This is a genomic window from Paenibacillus sp. SAFN-054 (assembly GCF_051966755.1).
Classification (GTDB): domain Bacteria; phylum Bacillota; class Bacilli; order Paenibacillales; family Paenibacillaceae; genus Paenibacillus_AQ.
The window spans coordinates 426828-449464 of the sequence record NZ_JBQCKS010000002.1; the positions used below are offsets into that span (position 1 = coordinate 426828).

At 53.3% G+C, this 22637-nt stretch carries 20 protein-coding genes; 8 read left to right on the top strand and 12 right to left on the bottom strand.

All coding sequences use genetic code 11. The features are described from left to right. The 3 genes from ACTHPM_RS13335 to ACTHPM_RS13345 all read left to right on the top strand — a co-directional run bounded on the left by ACTHPM_RS13335 (position 1) and on the right by ACTHPM_RS13345 (position 2671). Positions 1 to 582 (top strand): class I SAM-dependent methyltransferase, encoded by a 582-nt coding sequence (locus ACTHPM_RS13335; protein ID WP_440395877.1) that lies wholly within the window; start codon positions 1 to 3, stop codon positions 580 to 582. A gap of 95 nt (positions 583 to 677) precedes the next feature. Beyond that, positions 678 to 1649, top strand: a complete 972-nt coding sequence (locus tag ACTHPM_RS13340) for a type I phosphomannose isomerase catalytic subunit (RefSeq protein WP_440395876.1) — start codon at positions 678 to 680, stop codon at positions 1647 to 1649. A 68-nt stretch (positions 1650 to 1717) separates the two neighbouring features. Continuing rightward, complete coding sequence (locus ACTHPM_RS13345) at positions 1718 to 2671, top strand: lysophospholipase (RefSeq protein ID WP_440395875.1); 954 nt, start codon at positions 1718 to 1720, stop codon at positions 2669 to 2671. Between the two features lie 113 nt (positions 2672 to 2784). On the opposite strand, the gene ACTHPM_RS13350 is transcribed toward ACTHPM_RS13345, so the two are convergent. The 4 genes from ACTHPM_RS13350 to ACTHPM_RS13365 form a co-directional block, all read right to left on the bottom strand. Then, positions 2785 to 4569 (bottom strand): B12-binding domain-containing radical SAM protein, encoded by a 1785-nt coding sequence (locus tag ACTHPM_RS13350; protein ID WP_440395874.1) that lies wholly within the window; start codon positions 4567 to 4569, stop codon positions 2785 to 2787. A gap of 18 nt (positions 4570 to 4587) precedes the next feature. Beyond that, entirely contained in the window at positions 4588 to 6450 is a 1863-nt protein-coding gene (gene recQ, locus ACTHPM_RS13355; protein ID WP_440395872.1) for a DNA helicase RecQ, read from the bottom strand. A gap of 304 nt (positions 6451 to 6754) precedes the next feature. Continuing rightward, positions 6755 to 7291 (bottom strand): hypothetical protein, encoded by a 537-nt coding sequence (locus ACTHPM_RS13360; protein WP_440395871.1) that lies wholly within the window; start codon positions 7289 to 7291, stop codon positions 6755 to 6757. After that, positions 7288 to 7611 (bottom strand): DUF6509 family protein, encoded by a 324-nt coding sequence (locus ACTHPM_RS13365; protein ID WP_440395870.1) that lies wholly within the window; start codon positions 7609 to 7611, stop codon positions 7288 to 7290. The genes ACTHPM_RS13360 and ACTHPM_RS13365 overlap by 4 nt, the downstream gene beginning before the upstream one ends. A 137-nt stretch (positions 7612 to 7748) precedes the next feature. Here ACTHPM_RS13365 and ACTHPM_RS13370 point away from each other — a divergent pair, with 137 nt between their 5' ends. After that, positions 7749 to 8015, top strand: coding sequence for a PQ-loop domain-containing transporter (locus ACTHPM_RS13370; RefSeq protein WP_440395869.1), 267 nt, complete (start codon positions 7749 to 7751; stop codon positions 8013 to 8015). Positions 8016 to 8095: 80 nt separating this feature from the next. Beyond that, entirely contained in the window at positions 8096 to 9190 is a 1095-nt protein-coding gene (locus ACTHPM_RS13375; protein ID WP_440395868.1) for an FAD:protein FMN transferase, read from the top strand. Positions 9191 to 9197: 7 nt separating this feature from the next. Here the strand turns inward: ACTHPM_RS13375 and ACTHPM_RS13380 are convergent, their stop codons facing one another. Further along, positions 9198 to 10136, bottom strand: a complete 939-nt coding sequence (locus ACTHPM_RS13380) for an AEC family transporter (RefSeq protein WP_440395867.1) — start codon at positions 10134 to 10136, stop codon at positions 9198 to 9200. 263 nt (positions 10137 to 10399) lie between these two features. Next, the gene (locus tag ACTHPM_RS13385; RefSeq protein ID WP_440395866.1) at positions 10400 to 11020 is read right to left on the bottom strand and encodes an NUDIX hydrolase; all 621 of its coding nucleotides are present in this window, start codon (positions 11018 to 11020) and stop codon (positions 10400 to 10402) included. A 127-nt stretch (positions 11021 to 11147) separates the two neighbouring features. On the opposite strand from ACTHPM_RS13385, the gene ACTHPM_RS13390 reads away from it, so the two are divergent. Together ACTHPM_RS13390 and ACTHPM_RS13395 are read left to right on the top strand one after the other, a co-directional pair. After that, positions 11148 to 11306, top strand: coding sequence for a hypothetical protein (locus ACTHPM_RS13390; protein ID WP_440395865.1), 159 nt, complete (start codon positions 11148 to 11150; stop codon positions 11304 to 11306). Positions 11307 to 11706: 400 nt separating this feature from the next. Further along, the gene (locus ACTHPM_RS13395; protein WP_440395864.1) at positions 11707 to 12606 is read left to right on the top strand and encodes an LCP family protein; all 900 of its coding nucleotides are present in this window, start codon (positions 11707 to 11709) and stop codon (positions 12604 to 12606) included. A gap of 71 nt (positions 12607 to 12677) precedes the next feature. Here the strand turns inward: ACTHPM_RS13395 and ACTHPM_RS13400 are convergent, their stop codons facing one another. The 4 genes from ACTHPM_RS13400 to ACTHPM_RS13415 all read right to left on the bottom strand — a co-directional run bounded on the left by ACTHPM_RS13400 (position 12678) and on the right by ACTHPM_RS13415 (position 18574). After that, complete coding sequence (locus tag ACTHPM_RS13400) at positions 12678 to 13064, bottom strand: rhodanese-like domain-containing protein (RefSeq protein WP_440395863.1); 387 nt, start codon at positions 13062 to 13064, stop codon at positions 12678 to 12680. A 189-nt stretch (positions 13065 to 13253) separates the two neighbouring features. Further along, complete coding sequence (odhB, locus tag ACTHPM_RS13405; protein ID WP_440395862.1) at positions 13254 to 14495, bottom strand: 2-oxoglutarate dehydrogenase complex dihydrolipoyllysine-residue succinyltransferase; 1242 nt, start codon at positions 14493 to 14495, stop codon at positions 13254 to 13256. 6 nt (positions 14496 to 14501) lie between these two features. Further along, complete coding sequence (locus ACTHPM_RS13410; protein WP_440395861.1) at positions 14502 to 17372, bottom strand: 2-oxoglutarate dehydrogenase E1 component; 2871 nt, start codon at positions 17370 to 17372, stop codon at positions 14502 to 14504. Between the two features lie 317 nt (positions 17373 to 17689). Beyond that, complete coding sequence (locus tag ACTHPM_RS13415) at positions 17690 to 18574, bottom strand: DUF72 domain-containing protein (protein ID WP_440395860.1); 885 nt, start codon at positions 18572 to 18574, stop codon at positions 17690 to 17692. Positions 18575 to 18775: 201 nt separating this feature from the next. On the opposite strand from ACTHPM_RS13415, the gene shc reads away from it, so the two are divergent. Continuing rightward, positions 18776 to 20668, top strand: coding sequence for a squalene--hopene cyclase (gene shc / locus ACTHPM_RS13420; RefSeq protein WP_440395859.1), 1893 nt, complete (start codon positions 18776 to 18778; stop codon positions 20666 to 20668). A gap of 22 nt (positions 20669 to 20690) precedes the next feature. On the opposite strand, the gene ACTHPM_RS13425 is transcribed toward shc, so the two are convergent. Both ACTHPM_RS13425 and ACTHPM_RS13430 read right to left on the bottom strand, forming a co-directional pair. Further along, positions 20691 to 21236: an AAA family ATPase gene (locus ACTHPM_RS13425; RefSeq protein WP_440395858.1), complete on the bottom strand. Its 546-nt coding sequence runs from the start codon at positions 21234 to 21236 to the stop codon at positions 20691 to 20693. Positions 21237 to 21614: 378 nt separating this feature from the next. Continuing rightward, on the bottom strand, positions 21615 to 22607 hold the full coding sequence (locus ACTHPM_RS13430; RefSeq protein WP_440395857.1) for a glycoside hydrolase family 43 protein: 993 nt from the start codon (positions 22605 to 22607) through the stop codon (positions 21615 to 21617). Between the last annotated feature and the right edge of the window lie 30 nt (positions 22608 to 22637).

The window sequence follows — 22637 nt, forward strand, 5'->3', positions numbered from 1 at the left end:
ATGGGCTTTTTATCGGTACTCAGCTTTGCCCACAAGCAGATCGGAGAACGCCTCCGGGCCGGGGAAGCGGCGATCGACGCCACGGTCGGAACCGGAGCCGATACGGTATTTCTCGCGAAAGCGGCTGGCGCCAAAGGACGCGTCTATGGCTTCGACATTCAGGAACAAGCGCTTTCGCTTGCCGAAGAGCGTCTTTCCCGCGAGCCTGCCGGCAGCCTCGCTTCCATTTCCCTGTTCCTCCAAAGCCATGCCTTGATGAAGGACTGCATCCCGCCGGAAGAACATGGAAGCATCGGCGCCGTGATGTTCAACCTTGGGTATCTGCCGGCGCAGCTTGCCGACAAGCACATCATCACCGAGACGGAAAGCACCCTGCAGGCATTGGACTCGGCGCTATCGCTGCTCCGTCCCAAAGGCATCGTCACCGTCGTTCTCTACCCTGGCCATGCCGGTGGGGAAGCAGAAGCCCGCGCTGTCACGGCTTGGGCGGCAGAACTGCCCCAGGATTATCAGTCGGTTGTCTACCGGCAGCTCCAGCGCAGCGATGCACCCTACGTCATTGCCGTAGAAAAAAAGCGTTAACCGCAGTGCTACATACTTCATGTGCACCTTCACATATATAGATTACGCGGTTTGTTTCACCATCAGATTCTGGACCATGAAAGGAAGATGCAGCTATGACACAACCGTATCCATTACAATTTCAGCCTGAATTCAAAGAACGCGTGTGGGGCGGCCGAGCCCTCGAGCAATTTGGCCTAACCCCTCCAGAGGGACATATCGGCGAAGGCTGGATGATCGCCGACCATCCGAACGGTACAACCACAGTCGTTAACGGCGAGCTTGCCGGGCAAGGCCTGGATCAGATCCGCGAAAAGCTGGGCAAGGAATGGTTCGGCAGCAAAGGCTTCTCTGAGAAGAACGGACGCTTTCCACTCCTGATCAAGCTGCTGGACTGCAATGACAATCTGTCCGTACAGGTGCATCCGACCGATGACTACCAAGGACTTCCCCAAGGCGAGCTCGGCAAAACCGAGATGTGGTACGTGCTCGACGCCAAACCGGGGGCTACAATCATATATGGACTGAAGGACGGCGTAACCCGCGAAAGCATGAAGCAAGCTTTGGAGAATGGAACCGTAATGGACACGCTGCGCGAGGTACCCGTCGAAGCAGGAGATACCTTCTACATTCCTGCAGGTACCGTTCATGCCCTTTGTGCGGGAGTTGTCGTGGCGGAAATCCAGCAGAACTCGGACACGACTTACCGTATTTACGATTACGACCGTCCGGGGCTTGACGGCAAGCCACGCGAGCTTCACATCGAGGATTCGCTAAACGTAACCGCATTCGAAGGATCGGGCGCAACGACGATGAAGACGGACGGCCTTGCTTCCGGGCAGTGGCTGCAGCTTGCAAAATCCCCTTATTTCATCGTTGAAAAAGGGATTGTTGAGGGCAGCTGGGACCTCGGTACGACGCCTGAAAGCTTCACCATCCTTGTGGTCTGCGATGGCAGCGGCACGTTGAGCTGGAGCGGCGGGTCCCTGGAATACAAAGCCGGTCAGTGCTTCCTGCTTCCAGCCAACCTGGGCTCTTATACGCTGGGTGGCCAGGCAACGGTACTTCGTTCTTACCTGCCGGAATAATCCTCTGATTAAATGAAGCATAGATTGAACTATCCAAGTCACGAATGATGATGGGGAGTGAATGAAGCATGCTTGAGCAAACCTTTACGCTTTCTGGTCCGCACGGAGTGGAAATTCACGTATATGAGTGGCTCCCCGCTCCGGGAACCGACGTCAAGGCGGTCTTGCAAATTGCACACGGCATGTGCGAAACGGCAGAACGCTATCGGCGATTCGCCGAAGCCCTGACACAGGCTGGATATGCCATCTACGCTCCGGACCAGCGTGGACACGGGCTCACGGCAGGTTCACCAGAGAAGCTTGGCCATGTCGGGGAGAGCGGTTTTCAGTTGATGGTTCAAGATCTGGTCCAGCTCGGCATTCAGGCGAGGACCAATCATCCCGGCGTTCCCCTTTTTCTGATGGGACACAGCATGGGATCCTTCCTGGTCCAAAAGGTCATCCTGTCAAAATCCGAAGGTTTCGACGGCTTCATCTTATCGGGTACCAACGGCCCACGGGGCATGCTACGGGCAGGCAGAACCCTCGCTTCGCTGCAGAGCAAGCTCCTCGGGGAAGCTCATCGGAGCGTGATGATGAATGCGGTCGTCTTCGGCGGCTTCAACCGGTCCGTTCCGAAGCCCCGTACGCCTTTCGACTGGCTGTCCCGGGACCCGAACGAAGTGGACCGGTACATTGAGGACCCATTCTGCGGCGCGATTTGCACGGCATCCTTCTTCCGCGATTTCTTCGGGCTGCTTCAGGATATCCAGCAGCCCGCTGCTTATGAAGGCATTCCCAAGCATAAGCCTATCTATCTGTTCAGCGGTGCAAACGATCCGGTCGGGATGAATGGCCAAGGCGTCCGGCGCCTGGAAGCCGTGTATCGCAAACTCGGCCTTTCAGACGTGGAGTGCCGTCTCTATCCCGAGGGGCGCCACGAGATGCTGAACGAGACGAACCGCGATGAAGTGACGAGCGACGTGCTGGACTGGCTGGAACGCCATGTTCCACCCGAGGGTCCTTCCCAGTCTTCCGAATAATTTAAATGACTTTATCTGTGTTTCATGCAAAAACGCTCCCGGTCCAGCGGAGGATCATCCCCCACTGGCCAAGAGCGTTTTTGTATTCTCTAATGCATATCCTTCCGCGATACTTACACGGAAGCGGAATCCTTCGCAGCTAAATCCATCGTGTAGTATACCGGCTGTTCGCTTTCATCCTGTTGATAGAGCACCATAAGAAGCTGCTGCGCGCGCTCCTCTCCATCCCCCGCATCCCCCGTGCCGCCTGCCAGCACGTTCTCCAGCGAGAACGGAAGCACCTCCAGCACGGCATGCTTTTGCAGCTCGCGTTCACTGAGACGAAGCTCGGCAAAGCTGCCGGATACCGCCTCAGGATGTTCCAGAACCGTCCGCATGAACGAGCTCCAGTCATCCTTGCTGATCGGTGAATTCCACCAGATTTTACGCGGCTTGTATTTATGGTTCAGGAAGTAGTCCAGCTTCATCAGCCCCAGCACCACATCCATCCGCTTTACGCCGCGATCTGTAAGGAAGGCCGAAAGCCGCATGAACAGATCCTCCAGCTGATGGCCGATCTTCTGCCACCCCTGCCCTTCCCAGTAATCCCCGAACTCTTGGAAGAAGTCAAAAGGCGACTCGAACTCATGCTTCATCAAATAATTCAGGGTATGGTCGAGCCGGTGGGCGTTCCAGTACTTCTCCAGCACATCCTCGAGCCGCTTCAAGCGCACAATATCCCCAAAGGGCAGCTTATGGCTTCCGAGGATCTCGTAAGGCGCTTGATCCATATAGGTGTAATCGTATTTGTCCGCGTTCAGCCGGAGTCCGGTCCCCCGCAGCATCTTCAGAAATCCAAGCTGCAGCTCTTCCGGACGGAGTGCGAACACGTCGTTAAAGGTTTTGCGGAACGTATCGTAATCCTCCTCCGGCAGGCCGGCAATCAAATCCAGATGCTGTGCGATGCGGCCGCTGTTCTTGATGATATTCACGGTCCGGGACAGCTTCTCGAAATTCTGCCGGCGCTTCACCAGTACGTTCGTCGGATCATTCGTGGATTGTACGCCGATCTCGAAACGGAAAATGCCTTCCGGCGCGTTGTCCGCCAGAAATTGCAGCACCTCCGGCCGCATAATGTCGGCTGTAATCTCGAACTGGAAAATACAGCCGCGGTTGTTCTCGATCAGGAACTTGAACATTTCCATGGCGTACGTATGATTAATGTTGAAGGTACGGTCCAGGAACTTAATGACTTTGGCACCGTTGTCGATCAAATACGTGATATCCGCCTTTACCCGCTCGATATCGTAATAGCGTACGCCGTTTTCGATGCTAGACAAGCAGAACTGACATTGGAACGGGCAGCCGCGGCTCGTTTCGAAGTATACGATTCGCTTGCCCAGGTTAGGTATGTCCTCCTGGAAACGGTGCGGAGACGGGAGCGAGTCCAGCTCGCTTTTCGGGCGGGGAGGATTGATGATCACCTCTTCCCCTTTCCGGTAGGCGACGCCGTACACGAAATGGTACTTCTGGTCGCCTTCGATCACCTGCAGCAGATGATGCAGCGTCTCCTCGCCTTCGCCCATAACGATAAAATCGACGCCCCGGGCACGCTCCATCCAATAGCCCGTATCATAGGAAACTTCCGGCCCCCCGAGAATAATCTTCACCTCAGGCATGACCTTTCTCACGATATCGATAACCCGGAGGGTCTCTTCGATATTCCAGATGTAACAGGAGAAGCCGATCACGTCCGGTTTTCGCTGAAACAGGTCCGAGACGATGTTCATCACCGGATCCTTGATGGTGTATTCGGTCAGTTCAATATCAAACTCATGCTCGCTGTAAGCCTTCAGCAGGCGGATCGCCAGCGAGGTATGAATGAATTTGGCGTTCAGGGTCGTTAAAATGACTTTCATGGATTCACGTTCCTTCTGTTATTCATAATCGCTGTCATCACGGCCCTCGCCTTGCTCCTTGAAAAAATCAAGAAACGGCTTGCCGTATTTACGGAATTTCACTTCGCCGACGCCTTTGACGTTCAGCATTTCATTTTCTGTCTGCGGACATACCACGCTCATCTCCCGCAGCGTCGCATCATTGAAAATAATATAGGATGGGACATGCTCCTTGCCTGCGAGCTCACGCCGGATCAGGCGAAGCTGCTCGAATACCGTTTCGTTGACGGCCGACTGCGAATGGTCGTGACTGCGGGACCGGCTTGATCGGCCGCCGGTGGCTTCCGCCGCTCCTTTGGCGGGCATGCGCTGCATTACGCTGCGCTGTCCTTTCAGGACCTCCGCTGCCAGCGGCTGGAGCTTTAACACCGGATACTGTCCTTCGGACAGGAGCAGGTATCCTTCCGAAGCCAACACGTTGATGATCTCCGAAATCTCTTTTTCTGTCCGGTCCGACATGGCTCCATAGGTCGAGAGATCGTCAAATCCATATTGGAGCACCTTCTTGTTGCGGGAGCCCTTCAAGACCGACGCCACCATGGACACGCCGAAGCGCTCGCGCATGCGGTGGATGCAGGAAAAGATTTTCTGGGCATCAACCGTCATGTCGACCTGTTCCCGCTCATCCGTGCAGGAGCTGCAGATGCCGCAGGGCTGGTCCGCATGCTCCTCGCCGAAATAGTCCAGCATGGCGTTACGCAGGCATCTCGTCGTATAGCAATAATCAACCATCTGCTGCAGCTTGCGGTAATCGTTATGCTTGCGATCCCCGTCTTGGGGATTCTGTTCGATCAGGAATTTCTGCGTCATGATGTCCTGCGCGCTGAAGAGCAGGATGCATTGGCTCGGTTCGCCGTCCCGCCCCGCACGTCCGGCCTCCTGAATGTAAGCCTCCATATTCTTCGGCATATTGAAGTGGATCACGTAGCGCACGTTCGATTTGTCGATTCCCATCCCGAATGCGTTGGTAGCTACCATCACCCGGATATCATCGTACAGGAAAGCTTCCTGGCTCGCAGCCCGCTCATCGTCCGTCATCCCCGCATGGTAGCGGCCTGCCGAAATGCCGGCGCTTCCCAGCCGTTCATATAGATCGTCCACGTCTTTGCGGGTGGCCGCATAAATAATGCCCGGCTCATGTGCATGTCCTGCAGCGTACTTCAGCACGAAGTCACGCTTGTTCTCCCCGCGCAGCACCGACATGGCCAGATTATCGCGGCCGAGCCCCGTGACGAACACCTCCGGTTCCTCCAGACGCAGCAGGCGGACCATATCCCCTGTGACCTCAGGTGTGGCTGTCGCGGTAAAGGCCGCGACGATCGGGCGCTGCGGCAGGTCCTGCACGAACGGGGCAACGGACAGGTAGCTCGTCCGGAAATCATGTCCCCACTGGGACACGCAGTGAGCTTCGTCGACCGCAACGCAGGAGATGGACAAAGCGCTCATCTCATCCCTGAACCAGTCCACCTCAAGCCGCTCCGGCGCCACGTATAAAAGCTTCAACTCCCCGCGTTTCGCCGCCCGGATCCGTTCATTTACCTCTTTCCCGCTCAGCGTGCTGTTAATGTACGCCGCCGGGATGCCCATGGTCGTCAGCGCATCCACCTGATCCTTCATTAACGAGATGAGCGGCGAGACGACCAGCGTCAGACCCGGCAGCATCAGTGCGGGAATCTGGTAACAGATCGACTTGCCGCCGCCTGTCGGCATGATGCCGAGTGTATCGTTTCCTTCCAGCAGACTGAGGACGATTCTTTTCTGGCCCTCCCGAAAATCCGGATAACCATAGTAGGTTTGCAGCAGCTGCTGAGCCTGCTCCAACGTCATCATTTCTACACTCATGGATAATAGAACTCCTAACGAAATCTATGATTTATAGAGGTATGAACTCGCACTTTCATTCCAAATTTGCCGTTAATGATGCACGTTCGCTCCCTTTAAGTTTAACGGGCTTTACAGGAATGAGCAACCGCATGTACATTTTTTGGAAAATGGAATCCAAGCCGCAAAAAGCCGGCATGCGCAATATAAAATGAACTGAAGTTCAGCCTCGCTTCCCTTGATCCCATCCGGAATACAGACGAAGTGGTTTTCTCTTTCTTTAGTCCATTTATATAGCTGCCGGCTGCTTTCCGGTATGGCGAATCTATGCCTCTTCCTCAGGCAGACCGCGAACATCCCAGCGGCTGCGGTATTTCTCAAGCTGCGGATGCACATGCTCCGGCTTGTCCGCCAGAATGAGCCGCAGCTTTACGATCCAATCGGCAAACGAGGCATACGAAGCAAATAAATTGGCCGTCTCTGCAGTGAGGTAAAGGAAATGCGGAGAGGGAAACTTATCGGTCAAATGGCGAAGGGCCGTATCAAGCGGTGTATACTTTTTGCGCTTGGCTTCGAATCCCTCGATGACGGCTGCAGAGCCGCGATCCTGCTTCCAGCTTGCAAGCTGCTTCTCGCGCTTATACAAAGCCTGGACCGGCTGCTTGAGCATCCGTTTGGCCGTCTCTTCATGCAGCGGATACAACACGAATCGCGAAAAGCTGCGTTCCTCCGCGGTCTTTTCCGCCGCATCCAGCTCCTGATCGGTCGTATGTTCAAAAGTATCGTAGTAAATCAGCGTGCCTCTATGCGACTCTTCCGGCGGCTCGTAGCCAAAGGGTACGCTTGCCACGGTATGCTTCATTCTTCCGCATCTCCCAGGTGCTCGCGGCAAAACGTCTCAATCACCTGTACCTCATCGTCTTCCAGATCGAAGTCCAGGTACTGATCCGTCGTCTTTTCGTACAAATCGTATTTCACAAGGCTCCCGCCTTCTTCCTGATCGCTATAGATCGCCCGGACGTACAGTCCATTCTCGGAATGCAACTCGTCATCCTCCGGCACCTCGATATCCAATCGGTATTCATAACGCTTGCCTGTCAAAATGCGGAACGGGTCTTTAATATGCTCCACCTGAAATTCTGTGATCGTCAGCATGTTGTCATCCTTTCCTACTCGGTTCATTTATATATTATATCCATTGATGTACAGGCTATCGAATGCCATTACCTTTATTCTAACAGACAATGGGTGGAACATTCACGTATTTGGGCATCTGCGGCATATATTAACCTCAAAAAGATCAGACGGGAGCGCTTGAAATGATATACGCAGTCATGCAGCTGATCGGCGGGATGATCATGGCCGTGGCCTGGATTCCGCAGATTGTTCAGATTTTACGTACCAAATCCGTGAAGGATCTCAACAACAAAACGTTCTTATTTCTAGTGACCGGCATCGCCTTAATGGAGGTCTACGCCGTGCATATGGCTTGGGGCGGGGTGGGTTACGCCTTTCTCATCACCAATTCGGTTTCACTTCTCATCATGCTGATGATCCTGGGCTGCATTCTCCGGTTCCGATCATGAGGAATGGCACAGCGCACCTTCCCTTCCCGCAGGTATGATCAATAACAGATATAGGCGTCAGACTGTGGGAGGGATGCATCATGAAAAGAAAATGGATGGCGGGAGCCGCTGCACTGATCATCATCGTGGCCGTTGGCTCGATCATGTTGAACAGGGACAGCCTTGCGTTTCTTTCAGCTGACGATCAGCAGGTCAAGGCTGAGGCAAAAGTGACGGAGCCCGTCACGGAGACTTATATTATTTTCGACACCGTCGTGAACGTAAAGCTGTACGGAGAGCATGCCAAGCCGGAGCATCTCGAGCATATCAAGGATATGCTGGGGGACATGGACCATAAACTGAGCAGGACGCTAGAAGGAAGCGAGATTTCCAAGGTCAACCAAGAGGCAGGAAAAGCAGCCGTTCCCGTGTCGCAGGATACGTTCGACGTGGTCAAAAAGGCGCTCGATTACGCGGTGGATACAGGGGGCTTGTACGATCCTTCCGTCGGACCTTTGGTCAGCCTGTGGAATATCGGAAATGAAGGGGCGCATGTTCCGGCGAAGTCCGAGCTTGCAGAGGTGATGAACCGGATCGGCTATAAGGATGTGATCCTAAATGCAGAGAAGCGCACCATCCAGCTGGCACGGAAAGGCATGGCGCTTGATCTTGGAGGAATCGGCAAGGGATACGCCGCCGACCGCGTAGCCGACTATTTGAAGTCAGAGCAGGTGGACAGCGCGATCATCAATCTTGGCGGCAGCAGCATCATTGCGCTCGGGAGCAAGCCAGGGGGACAGGAATGGAATATCGGCCTGCAGGATCCCGATCAGACCCGCGGCACGTCGCTCGGAAATGTCCAGCTCATCAACAAAACGATCGATTCATCCGGCGTTTATGAACGCTTTTTCATGGAAAACGGGGTCAAATACCATCACATTCTGGACCCGCGGACAGGCTATCCAAGCCAAAGCGGGCTTAAAAGCGTGACCATTATCTCCGATTCGGCAACGGATGCCGACGCGCTTTCGACTGCCGTATTCATTATGGGGCTGGATGCCGGCCTCAAGTATATCGAGAAACAGCCCGGAGTCGAAGCCTTCTTCATTACGAGTGACAACCGCATTTACGAAACGTCAGGGCTTAAGGGCCTGATCCGCTTTAGCAACCCGGAATATACAGTTCGTTCCGAGTAGACCGGCATCAGGATATCCACCCGACCATGAGCGGCAGCAGAATAAACGAGGCCAATGTCGTCCATAAAATGCAGCGCGTGACCACTCTCGGCGCAGCATCAAACTGCTCGGCAAGGATGACCGCATTCACGGCAGCAGGCATCGAGCTGAGTACCAGAATGACGTTAAACAAGGTGCCCTGGACTCCCAAAATAAGAAGCAGCAGCGTGGACGCGAGCGGGGATATGACAAGCCGGAGCGACATGCCGGCGAAGAACGCCTTCTGAAGCGGCGCCGAATAGGACGCCTTCGTCCCGGCTCCCGTGTTCACGCTGACCATCTGCGCTCCCAGAATGAACAACGCGACAGAAGAATAAGCGCCTGATACCAGCGACACGCCTTCTTCGAGGCTCTGCGGCAGCGGCAGTCCCCCCGAACGGAGGATGACCGCCAAAGCGGCTGCATAAACCGACGGGAGCTTGAAGATGGAGAGCACGGCTTGCTTCATGGAGAAATGGGATCGTGCCGCGAAATAAACGCCGATCGTGTTGACGATCAGAATCTGCAATATCACGTAAATGGATGCCTTATCCATTCCGGCCTGCCCAAACGCCAACAGGACAAGCGGCAAGCCGTAGTTCACGCAGTTCGTGAACAAAGCCACCAGCGTAAGACCCGCGCGTTCCGCAGCGGGCAGGATCAACAGCTTGCCGAGTCCGGCCGCAATCCCCCACAGCAGCAGCATGTTCATCACCGTAAACAGAACGGTTTGGGTCACATCGCCATAGGAAATCTCCGCATGCATCAGCGTCTCGAAAATGAGCGCAGGACTGAGCAGATACAGCGACAGCGTGGATAGCGGTCTGGTTTCGATTCTTTTAAACCGTTTAATGAGCGCACCGCCGATCACCGGCAGTGATATGGGTAGAAACACTTCATAAATCGTATGTACAAACGCAGCCAGCATGATGACACACCTCCGGAGCAGAACTCATCAGCAAAGCGCTGAAGGGCTGCTACCATACTACAAAACCTCCTCCCTTTCGTCCAACAGTTAATTTCTATAAGCTTAATAGGCATAGGCAAAAAAGGTTCCTTGACCCATTTTGCATCACATTCCCTGGCAAAGAGCAGACTCAGTAGTGAACCGCGACTCCTCATTTTCGTCGATGTCTGCCAACTGGTCTGCATTTCGGCAGTCGGACGGTTGGCCATCCTTCCTTATCACCCTCAGTCAAAAACCGGAATGCGCTCCGGATGGCGTAGCAGCTCGAACATCATCCTGACCTGTTTCTCCGTATTGCGGGCCTCGGACAGCTGCGGCAGTTCGTCTTCCCCGAAAAACTGTACGCCGTTCGTCTCGAGGCCCTCCTTCGCTCCGCCCCCGGTAATGTCGCAGTGAATGAACAACTTATAGGCATGGTAGGGAGCGGGAGGATTATGCTTATGATTGTCCAGCACGGCCAGCAGCCTCAGCGCTCTCACCTCGAAGCCAGACTCCTCCCTGACTTCCTTCACCGCAATTTCCGATGGAGACAGCAGCAGATCGGCCCAGCCTCCGGGCAGCGACCATTCCCCTTCTTTCTTTTCCCTGACGAGCAGAATTTTCCCCTCTTGCACCACGACGCCGCGAATGTCCACTTTGGGTGTGGCATAACCATATTCACCTGCGAAAAGCTCCGCCAGCTTGCTGCTCTCCACTTCTGTATACTGCTCCATGATCTCCAGGCTAAGCATGCGCAGCTGTTCATATCGTTCCTTATCATATACATCCTTGCTATAGGCCAGACCTGTCTGTGCGATGCCTTGCATTTGCTTGGCCCAGTTCAGCCATTTCAGTGGTGCATCCATGGTATGCATGCTCCTTTCCAAAAAATTTTCACAATTTATACTGAGAAAGATTATCATTGAGAATCAGTTTGTGGTACAATGTTTCTCAGATAAGCAATTTACACCAACGGTTAAGGAGTCGACGAGCATGGTGAATATATCGGCGCAATGCGCAGAGATGCGAATTGATGATTATCTGGATCTTCTGAATCTCGCAAAAGAGCTCAAGGACATCAGATGGCAAAAAGAGATTATCCGCAAGCTGGAACGGCTGAACGATAGACTGCAAAGCCCTGCCCTGAACTAACAGAAATCGTCCCCCTTCATATATAATACAATGTATGCTCTTTTGAAAAGGCGGCTCCCTAAAGGTCGTCTTTTTTGCTGTGTTACGGTGCGGAATAAAGTCGACTGCTGACGCATGCTGTGATACCGTGTGTTGATTTTTTTTAAGAGAATACTATAGAATAGTCATATACGTTAAGAAAATATTGTAAATTCATGTCCGGAAGCTTGACTATCATACCCCCAAACAGGAGATGTAGATGGAAAATCAAGGGCCTCAGAGGCTTACCCGCCCACGCAAAAGAAAGAAAAAGAAACGCAAAGGAACCTGGCTGCTTGTTGCGCTTATCTGCCTATTGCTTATCGCCGGCGCTGGGTATCTGTTTAGAAAACAGGTCGTTTTATTCGCTTTTGACACCTTCATGAAAGAAAGCATAGCGGATACGCTCGATGAGTCTTACCAGGAAATTGACGAGGACGAGAACCAGAACGAACCTGAAGCCGTAAAGCCGGACAAGGTTCAGGATCCCTTCTCCATCCTCCTGCTCGGTACCGATGAGCGAAAAGATGAGCCCGGCCGTTCCGACACGATCATCTACGCCGTTGTACGCCCGGAGGACGGGAAAATTCTGCTGATCTCCATCCCACGCGATACATACACCGAAATTGCCGAAGAGAACAAGAAGAGCAAGGTCAATGCCGCCTATGCGCGCGGCGGGATCAAGCGAAGCGTGGATACGGTGGAGAATCTGGTCGGCAACAATATCGATTTTTATGCCACCATCAATTTTCAAGGTCTCAAGGATGTCGTCGATAAGCTTGGCGGCGTTCACCTGCCCATCACCAAAGTCATCGAGAACAAGCAAAAGATTCACGAGAAGCTGAGAATCGAACCGAACAAGCCCATATACAACGGTGAAGATGCGCTCAGCTATGCCCGGTACCGCGAGGATTCCGACTTCAACCGGACGATGCGGCACCGCGTTCTGATTGACGCCGTCATGGCGAGGGCGCTGGAGATCAAGAACATGACGAAAATACCTGATTTGATGAAGGTGGCCGGAAGTAATTTCAAAACGAACATGAACTCCTCGTTTATCATCGATCTTGCTAAATCCTTTTACGAAGGCAGCATGCCTGTCTTCAGCAACTATATGCTCAAAGGCGAAGGTGTCATGCGCGGCTCTGTCTGGTATTATGACCCGGACCCCAAGGATGTCGAGTATATTTCCAATTTGATTGCCAACTGGCATGATCCCCTTACGTCGTCAGACCAGCTGATGCAGCCAGCGATGGACGATGGCGCGAAGGCCGGCCAATAATGACATGAACTCATGATACATGAAAAGGCATCCCTCACCTCGACAGAGACGTGGGATGCCTTTTCATGTATCTATCTGACACGCTTGCCTGACCAGGAAGATATCCCCCCCATCAGGTTGTTGACTTCCGGATAACCGCTCTTCAGCAACATTTTCGCCGCCTGCTTGCTCCGCATGCCGCTCTGGCAGTATAGGAAGACATCGCTATCTTTTGGAATTTCCGCCAAACGGCCGCCGATTTGAGAGAGCGGAATATTCACGGCGCCGGGGATATGACCCGATTTGAACTCATGAGGCTCCCTCACATCAATCAGCCGCTTGCGCTTGGACTTCTCCATTTGTTGACGGAAGGGCTCGTCCCGCAGCTGCACAAGTCCCTTGACAGGCGCGAACATCCGGTAAAGCATCCAAACGACGAAAACCGCCAATATCACATAAAAAATCGTTGATGAATTCATTGGTTATCCCCTTTTCTCGGTTAGCTGTCAAAGCTGTTGTCTTCTCGCCAATACCCCCATGGGTATACAAGAAGGATAATGCAGATCCGATGAAAAGTCAATGAATATAACGAATGATGATAAAGCACAAAAAAGACCAGTCCGCAGTAACGCGGCCTGGCCTTGTGTTAAATATATCAGTGCGCTTGATTAGCCTTCAAGCAGCAAGGATTCCGGATCTTCCAAAAGCTCTTTCACGGTCACAAGGAAGCGGACTGCTTCGCTGCCGTCAACGATACGGTGGTCATACGACAAGGCGATGTACATCATCGGACGGTTCTCCGAGCGTTCTGCATCGATGGCAACCGGACGGAGCTGGATTTTGTGCATGCCCAGGATACCTACCTGAGGGGCGTTCAGAATTGGCGTGGACAACAGCGAACCGAATGTTCCGCCGTTGGTAATCGTGAACGTGCCGCCTTGCAGCTCGGACAATGCGAGGGAATTGCTGCGCGCTTTCGAAGCTAGCGAAGCGATTTCCTTCTCGATCTCGGCGAAGCCCAGACGGTCTGCATCGCGCACGACAGGAACGACCAAGCCTTCCTTGGCGGATACCGCAATGCCGATATCATAGTACTTCTTCACGATAATATCTTCACCGTCAATTTCCGCATTCAGATGCGGGAACTTCTTCAGAGCGCCGACAACAGCCTTCGTAAAGAAGGACATGAATCCGAGGCCGATCTCATGCTTCTCTTTGAAAGCATCCTTGCGGCGTTTGCGGACGTCCATGATGGCGGTCATATCCACTTCATTAAAGGTCGTCAGCATCGCAGCCGTGTGCTGTGCTTCCACAAGACGCTTGGCAATCGTCGCCCGGCGGCGGGACATGCGCGTGCGTTCTGCCGGCTTGCCCGGCTGGCTTACTTCAGCAGGCGCAGCGGCAGGAGCCGGAGCAGTCGGACGCGGAGCCGGGGCTTCCGTGTGGTTCTTTACGTTATCCTGGAAGATGCGGCCCTTCGGATCACGGTTCACTTGTTCCAAATCGATGCCTTGCTCGCGAGCCAGCTTGCGTGCTGCTGGCGAAGCGGCGAGGTAGGATTCGCCTTCCTTCGCAGGCTCGGCCGGAGCAGGAGCACTTGGCGCCGGCGCTGCCGGAGCTGCTTTTTCAGGAGCCTTCGCCTCTTCCTTCGCCGGAGCGCTTGGTGCTGCTTCGCCGCCCACGGACAATCTTCCGATTACTTCGCCGATTTGAACGTTGTCGCCGTCGTTTCTCAGAATTTTCTCAATCACGCCGGATTCCTCGGCGCTGATTTCAATATTGACTTTGTCGGTTTCAAGCTCCAAGAGTACATCCCCTTGGCTTACTGCGTCCCCTTCTTTGACATGCCACTTGAATATCGTTCCTTCTGTGATGGACTCACCCATTGCCGGTACTGTAATTTCGCTCACAGCCTGCTACCTCCCCAGTGCGATGTTATGCTTAATAGATTTTTGGTTCAATGCCGTAGATACGATTTGTTGTTGTTCAAAGCTGTGCACCTGTTGGAAGCCGCTGGCGGTACTCGAACGTTCAGGACGGCCGTTGTAATTGACAGGCACGCCTTGAGGCGCCACTTTGCGGAGATGAGGCTCGATGTAGCGCCAAGCACCCATATTTTCCGGTTCTTCCTGCACCCACAGGATTTCTTTGACATTCGCATAGCGTGCGATAATCTCGCGAATTTCCTGTTCAGGGAACGGATACAGCTGCTCGACACGGATGATGTGCAGCCAATCCTTCGCATTGTCCTCTTTATCCAATGCTTCCTCCAGCTCGACGGCAATTTTGCCGCTGCACAGAACCAGGCGTTCTACGCGCTCAGGGTTCTTGCCAAGTCCGGGCTGTTCCAGCACGCGCTGGAAGCGACCCTCGCTCAGTTCCTGGCCGCTGGATGCCACGCGAGCGTTGCGGATGAGGCTCTTCGGCGACATCACGATCAGCGGACGCGCATCTTCGCTCTCGGTCAATGCGGCTTGACGGCGGAGCAAATGGAAGTACTGGGCTGCGCTCGTCAGATTGACGACAGTAAAGTTCTCTTCGCCTCCAAGCTGAAGGAAACGTTCCAGACGCGCGCTGGAGTGCTCAGGTCCCTGTCCTTCATAACCATGAGGAAGGAGCATGACGAGACTCGATTTCTGTCCCCACTTCGAACGTCCCGCCGAAATGAATTGGTCGGTAATGACCTGTGCGCAGTTGGCGAAGTCGCCGAACTGGGCTTCCCAAATCACGAGCGTCTCAGGGGAATATACGTTATAGCCATATTCGAATCCGAGCACCGAAGCCTCGGACAACGGACTGTTATAGATCGCAAAGGATGCCTTAGCCTGTGGAATCTCATGAATCGGACAGAAGGTCGAGCCGTTCTTCGTGTCATGGAGCACCAGGTTACGATGAGCAAACGTTGCGCGTTCGGCATCCTGGCCTGTGATGCGGATCGGCTTGCCGTCAGCAACGATGCTGGCGAAGGCCAACGTTTCCGCAAGACTCCAGTCCACCTTTTCCCCGTCGTTCAGCGCTGACTCGCGGCGTTCCAGAATCCGCTGCAGCTTCGGATAGACGTTAAAGCCTTCCGGACGCTTCAAGAGATCGGAATTGATGGCGCGAAGCGTGTTCAAAGGGACACCCGTTTTGATCGCTTTGATCCGGTCCTCCGCAGGCGTTTGCTGGTGGGAATTCGCCGGCTCCTGCTCCAGGTCCTTGATCTTGTCGTAAGCTTCCTTCATCCGGTTCTGAACCTGCTGAATCATTTGATCGGACTGTTCTTTGTTCACGACGCCTTTTTGATTCAACACATCCGCATAAATTTTCGCGACGCGCGGATGGTTTTTGACTTTATCGTAAATGAGCGGCTGCGTCGTATCCGGATCATCCGTTTCGTTGTGACCATAGCGGCGGTAGCCCACCAGGTCGATCAGGAAGTCCTTCTTGAATTTGTTGCGGTATTCGCTCGCAAGGCGAATGGCGGAAATACATGCCTCCGGATCATCCGCATTGACGTGAACGATCGGAATCTCGTAACCCTTCGCCAAGTCGCTGGCATAATGGGTCGAACGGGAATCCCGGCTTTCGGTCGTAAAACCGATGTTGTTGTTGGCGATGATATGAATCGTTCCGCCGTTTTGGAAGCCTGCAAGCTTGTTGAAGTTCAGCGTCTCGGCGACGATGCCTTCACCCGGGAATGCAGAATCCCCGTGAATCAGAACCGTTGCAGCCTTATTCACGTCCTGCGCCGGATACCCCGGCTGTGTACGGTCTTCCTGAGCCGCGCGGGCAAAGCCTTCCACGACCGGATTGACGAACTCCAGGTGACTCGGGTTATTCGCGAGCGTGATGCGGGTCTGCACGACACTGCCGTCCTTCAGGACGCGCTTGGCGCCAAGGTGGTACTTCACGTCGCCGGTCCAGCCGAAGTTGATGCCCATCGAGCCTTCCGAAGGGAAGAGCTTCTTGTTCGGCGAATGATGGAACTCGGAGAAAATTTTATCATAAGGCTTGCCGAGCACATGAGCCAGCACGTTCAGCCGGCCGCGGTGAGCCATCCCCATCAGGACATGCTCCGCGCCTTCGTCCGACATGATGCGCACCATTTCGTCGAGCATCGGGACCAGCATGTCATTACCTTCAATCGAGAATCGTTTCTGTCCCACGAAAGTACGGTGAAGGAACTCCTCGAACTGTTCTACCTCAATCAGTCTTTCAAGCAGGTTCACTCTCTCGGTCTCGCTCAGCGGAGCCGGAAAAATGCCGCTTTCGACATGACGGTTCAGCCATACGCGCTCTGCCGTATCATGCACATGGCTGAATTCAAAAGCAATTGTTCCTGTATATGTTTGACGCAGCTTCTGGATGGCTTCCCAACCGGTTCTGACGTTCTCAGGCGCCCCGTCCCAAATCAGGGATGCAGGGAAAGCCGTCAGATCGGACTGGCTGAGTCCGTATTGTTCAGGTTCAAGTACGCGTGTGTCCGGCTTCGGAATGATGCCGAGCGGATCGATGTCTGCAGCCAAATGGCCGTATGCACGAATGTTCCACACCAGCTTGCCGGCGTCCACGCCTTTTTTCAGCATGCTGCTGTCCAAAGTACCGGATGCGGCGTTCACGGGAGCCAGATCGGCCTGCGCCATTGGCGGCGCTCCCCACAGCTGAAACACCTTGCGGAACGTTTCTTCTACAGACTCCGGATCCTTCACGAACCGTTCATACTGCTCCTGAACATATCCCAGGTTGGGGCCGTAATAATTCTCCCAGGCTCCCTGCGTTTGCATGTCGTTCTTATTGGTTATCATCGCTAAAGTGATACCTCCGCCTTGATTTTTTAATAGTCATATAGAATGAGTATCAAACCGAACCATTCTTCTATGCGTTGGACGGAAATCTAAAACTTGATTCTTGTAAGCCATTTCACCAAAATGTAAGCGGCTCAATTTCTATTATAAACAAATCCTCTCCATACCTGAAATAACCATTTAATATAGTTATGATCTAAAAAACAGATCAATCAGGACAAAAGTGCGTATTTCCTGAAATCCGAATATGACAATGCTTACACCCGCCTTCTTTTACGGGCAAATCCTGCACACCGACCTTTTCGACCTGCTCCAAATTATTCCGGAAACAGCGATAATTGGTCCGGAGGCAGCTCCGGCATATCCAAATGGCACAATTGCATCAGCTGCATGGCATTGTCAGCCGCATCGCCGCCGGAGTTATTGTTGAATACGATCCAGCAGGTTCGGGTCGACTCCAGCAGCCGCTCTATATTTCCCTTCCATTCCAACAGCTCCTGCTCGTTATACCGGTACAGATACCTGACCTCGCGCCAATTCGGCTGACCGCTGGAATGCCACCCCGATGCATTCCGGCCATGCAGCCGGACAAGCGTGCAATCGTCGCGGGTCGGCTCGAGAATAAGCGGCACGGAGCCTTCACCCGCTTGCGGTTCATCACATATGGAATGAATCCAGCCTTCCTCACGCATAAAGGCCAGCGTCTTCTCCCTCATCTCGCCATCAAACCAGCTTTGATTCCGGAACTCGAGCGCTAACGGAAATCCGTCCATCCATTCCCGTGTTCTGCGCAAAATTTCGACATTTTTCCGTTCGCAGTCGAACCATGGAGGATATTGAAACAACACCGCCTTAAGCTTGCCGGCATCCTGCATGACCTTCGCGGATTCCCGGAAAGCTTCGAACATCGACCTGGTGTCGGAGAAAGGAACCTTGCCCCGCGCATGCCCGGTCATCCCCTGATACGCTTTCACAATAAAGCCGAAGGAATCAGGTGTTTGCTCGCACCATTTGCGCATGCGTTCGGGGGAAGGAATGGCATAGAAGGAGCTGTCAAGCTCCACAACATGAAAACGGCTGCTGTATACATTCAGCTTGTCCCCCGCTTTGGTCCCCTTCGGATAAATATCGTCATGGTCGCCCCAGCCCGAAAGGCCGATTAGAATCTGCTTATCTTCCGTATAGTTAGGTTTCAACGGCAATCGTCCCCATCATCTTTTAGTATGACCAACTATTTTCTTCCAATAACTATCTTCGCCCATACTCTCCTTTAACCTTTTATCCCCCGAAAGGATCAGTACATCAAGAATTCACAATATCATAAACCTGAGCACTCCGCTCCTCATTTCACTCTCCAGGTCAACATATAATGCTAAAAATAAAACTTCGGAGGTGCCCGTGACATGGGCCATATGCTGAGCACAGTTGAAGACGAAATCGGGAGGATGACAGAATCCCTGATCCAGCAGCAGCGGCAAGACGGATCCTGGCATTACTGCTTTGAAAACGGGACGACGATCGATGCATTTATAATCATACTTTTTCGGATTTTGAACGTTCCGAATGAAGCCCTTATCAGGCAGCTGCATGATCGGATTCTTGCCGAGCAGCTGCCCGAAGGCTGCTGGAAGTTGTATGTCGATGAAGGAGAGGGGAATTTATCAGTCTCGGTTGAAAACTATTACGCCCTGCTCTGTTCCGGATACAGCCAATCAGCGGATGAACCGATTCAGCGGGCCAAGCGTTTTATACAATCCAAAGGCGGGCTTGGAAAAGTGACCAGCGTCTTGACCAAAGCCATCCTTGCCGCGACCGGGCAGCGCAAGTGGCCTGCCGGCGTTTCGATGATACCGCTTGCGATTTTGCTTTTCCCATCTTCCTTTCCGATCAACATCTTTGAGTTTTCCGGTTATTCAAGAGTCCATCTGATCCCGATGCTGGTGATGGCTGACCGGCATTTTTCTATAAAATCCGAGCTTATCCCAGACTTATCCGATCTGAACGATCCCCGAAATGATCCCGATGAGGAGCCCTCTATCGAATCCCGGCAGATACAGGCAGACATCCAAAGAGGCATGAACCGGCTTATTGGTACTCCCCGCTTCATCCATGAAGCCGCAACAGCAAGGGCTGAGGAATTCATGCTGAAGCGGATTGAGAAGGACGGCACCCTTTACAGCTATGCCTCCAGCACGATTCTCATGGTTCTCGCCTTCCTCGCGCTCGGTTACGACAAGGAACATTCCATTATAGTGGATGCCGTTCAAGGTTTAACGGGAATGCAGTACAGCTTCGATGGGAAAACGACGATTCAAAACTCCCCCTCTACCGTTTGGGATACCGCTTTAATTGCTTACGCCCTGCAAGAAGCCGCGGGGAATGATAACCACGCGGCTGTTCGACGTGCGAATGCGTATCTCCTCTCCAGACAGCAGAATCAACCAGGCGATTGGAGCATTCATAATCCCGGCATTATCCCCGGCGGGTGGGGATTCTCAGAATCCAATGCCATAAATCCGGATGTGGATGACAGCACAGCCGCTTTGCGGGCGATCCATACCTTGTCCCAAACCGATCCTATCTATCTGGATTCGTGGAATCGCGGACTGAGCTGGGTGCTGTCCATGCAAAATAAAGACGGCGGCTGGCCGTCATTCGAAAAAAACACCAACAAGGAAATACTCACTTGGCTCGCCATCGATGGCGCCAAATCCGCGGCAATCGATCCCTCGGAAGCTGATCTTACCGGACGGACCCTCGAGTTTCTGGGGAACTTCTGCGGGCTTGGCATCCGCCACGAATTTATCCAACGCGGAATGAAATGGCTTATGAAGCATCAGGAGAAAGATGGATCATGGTACGGCAGATGGGGAATTTGTTATATTTATGGCACTTGGGCCGCCTTAACCGGCTTAACGGCTGTCGGCCTCTCCACAGACGATGACACGTTGCAAAAAGGCGCAAAATGGCTGTTAAGCATCCAAAACCAAGACGGCGGGTGGGGAGAATCCTGCAGCAGTGACCGGAAGATGCACTATGAGCCTTTAGGGGAAAGCACCCCTTCGCAGACGGCATGGGCGTTAGACGCGCTTATCTCGGTTCATCCGCGGCCGACCGCTGCCATCAATAAAGGGATTCACCGACTGATTGCCTCGGTCAAAGAGCATCATTGGCCAACAGCCTACCCGGAAGGTGCAGGCCTCCCGGGCAGCTATTATACCCATTATCATAGTTATCGGCACATCTGGCCGCTGCTTGTGCTGAGTCACTACAGGAGGAAATATGGGGATCTATAGTGCCGGTTTAATCGTTATAACCTTACCCTGATATGAGCCCCAATTCCCACACATGATTCAAAATCTCATCCGCCGTCTGCTCCGGCGTCAACGGCGAAGTGTCCAGCCACATGCCAATCCGGGGCGTTTCGCTGCGCAGCACCTCGTCCAGAGACTGCACCGTCCACTCCCCATAGCCTTTCTTCGCTCGTCCTGCTTCCCTTTCTGCTACGACAGCCGGCTTTGGACATAGAACAACCATATAAAAGGGACGCGTGTCCAGGAACGATACAAAGACCTCCAGCATTTTGCCGATAATCACGTCCTGAACGACGACATGGAAGCCTGCCTGCAAATAGGTCTCTGCGGCTTGCGCAGTCAGTCGGTAACGAAGCCTCAGCTGCTCCAGCTCTGACTGATCGGCGCCCGGCCCTACCTCCCGCCGATCGTTGACGATCATTCTGCGGAACAGGTCGCCGCGCAGATGGACCGATCTTTCCAGACGCTCGGCAAGCAGCTGCGCGACGGTCGACTTTCCGCTGGCCATAATGCCTGTGACCACGATGATGGACGGCTTTTGCATGCTCATGTTTTTTTACCTCCTTCATTAAATCTAAGCTGTTTTATTCGTAGTATACCGTTTTCTTCCATCTGATTCATGGGGAATCATTCAATGCAGCACTGTATGATAAATCAGAGAGGCGACCGCTAACGCTTTTCCGGAAGCCGACACATTCTCAACTGGCTAAAGCCCAAATAAAAAGATGGCATTGCTGCCACCTTTCTAGACGGGTATCTTATTATTGAGTTTCCAGTAGTCTTGTAGTCCAATTCGAAAATATACCGTTTGGAATACCGCATTAATCGCTTACGTCCTGCATGAAGCTGAGGGGTGGATGATGACCATGCGTCTGTTCAGCGTGAGGGGTGCATCTTCTCTCCAGACAACAGAACTTATCATCAATAATTAATCCTGGACGCTGGACGCGCCCTTCTCGGCAGCATCCGGAACCGGAACACCGAAATTCGGCGTTCCGTCTACATTCCAGGCGAACGCCTGAACCCTCGTATGACGGTTCGGATCGTACAGCGGATCGCCCGTGATTTCTTTGTAATTCCGGGCATGGTAGACGAGGACATCCTCCCCGGATTCCGAGACGGTAAAGCTGTTATGTCCCGGCCCGTATTGTCCGTTCTCTTCCGAAGTCTGGAACACGGGCTCCGCAGACTTGGACCAGGAAGCCGGATCCAGCAGATCGGCGTTCTCATCCGCCTGAAGCAGGCCCATACAGTAGTGATGATCCGTCGCGCTGGCCGAGTAACTGATGTAAATGCGGCCGTTTCGTTTCAGGACGGCCGCCCCCTCGTTCACCTTAAACCCGATGACTTCCCAAGGATACTCTGGCGTGGAAATCATCGTTTGTTCTCCGGTCAGCGTCCAAGGATTGAGCATCTCCGATATATACAAATTCGAATTGCCTTCGATGTCCGGATCCTTTTGGGCCCAAACGTAATAACGGACACCGCGGTGATCGAACGTCGTCGCATCCAGCGCAAAGGATTCCCATCTCGTGCGGACCTGCCCTTTCTCCACCCACTGCCCTTCCAGCGGATTCTCCGAGGCATTCTCGAGCACATACATCCGGTGATCGAACAGGCCCTCCATGGTTTCGGTCGACCGCGCTGCAGCAAAATAGATATACCATTTTCCTTCAATATAGTGAAGCTCGGGTGCCCATATATTTGCGCTCAGCGCACCGGTTTCGTGCTTGCGCCATACCGTGACCGGCTCAGCCTCGCCTAAACCCTGAAGCAATTTGGATCTGCGGATTTCGATCCGGTCATATTCCGGCACCGAAGCCGTGAAATAATAATAGCCATCCTTATGCTTATACACCCAAGGATCGGCGCGCTGCCACACGATCGGATTACGGTATTCCCGGTTTCGGTTTCTCTCCATTCTAAGTTCTCCTTTATGTGAGTCAAGTTG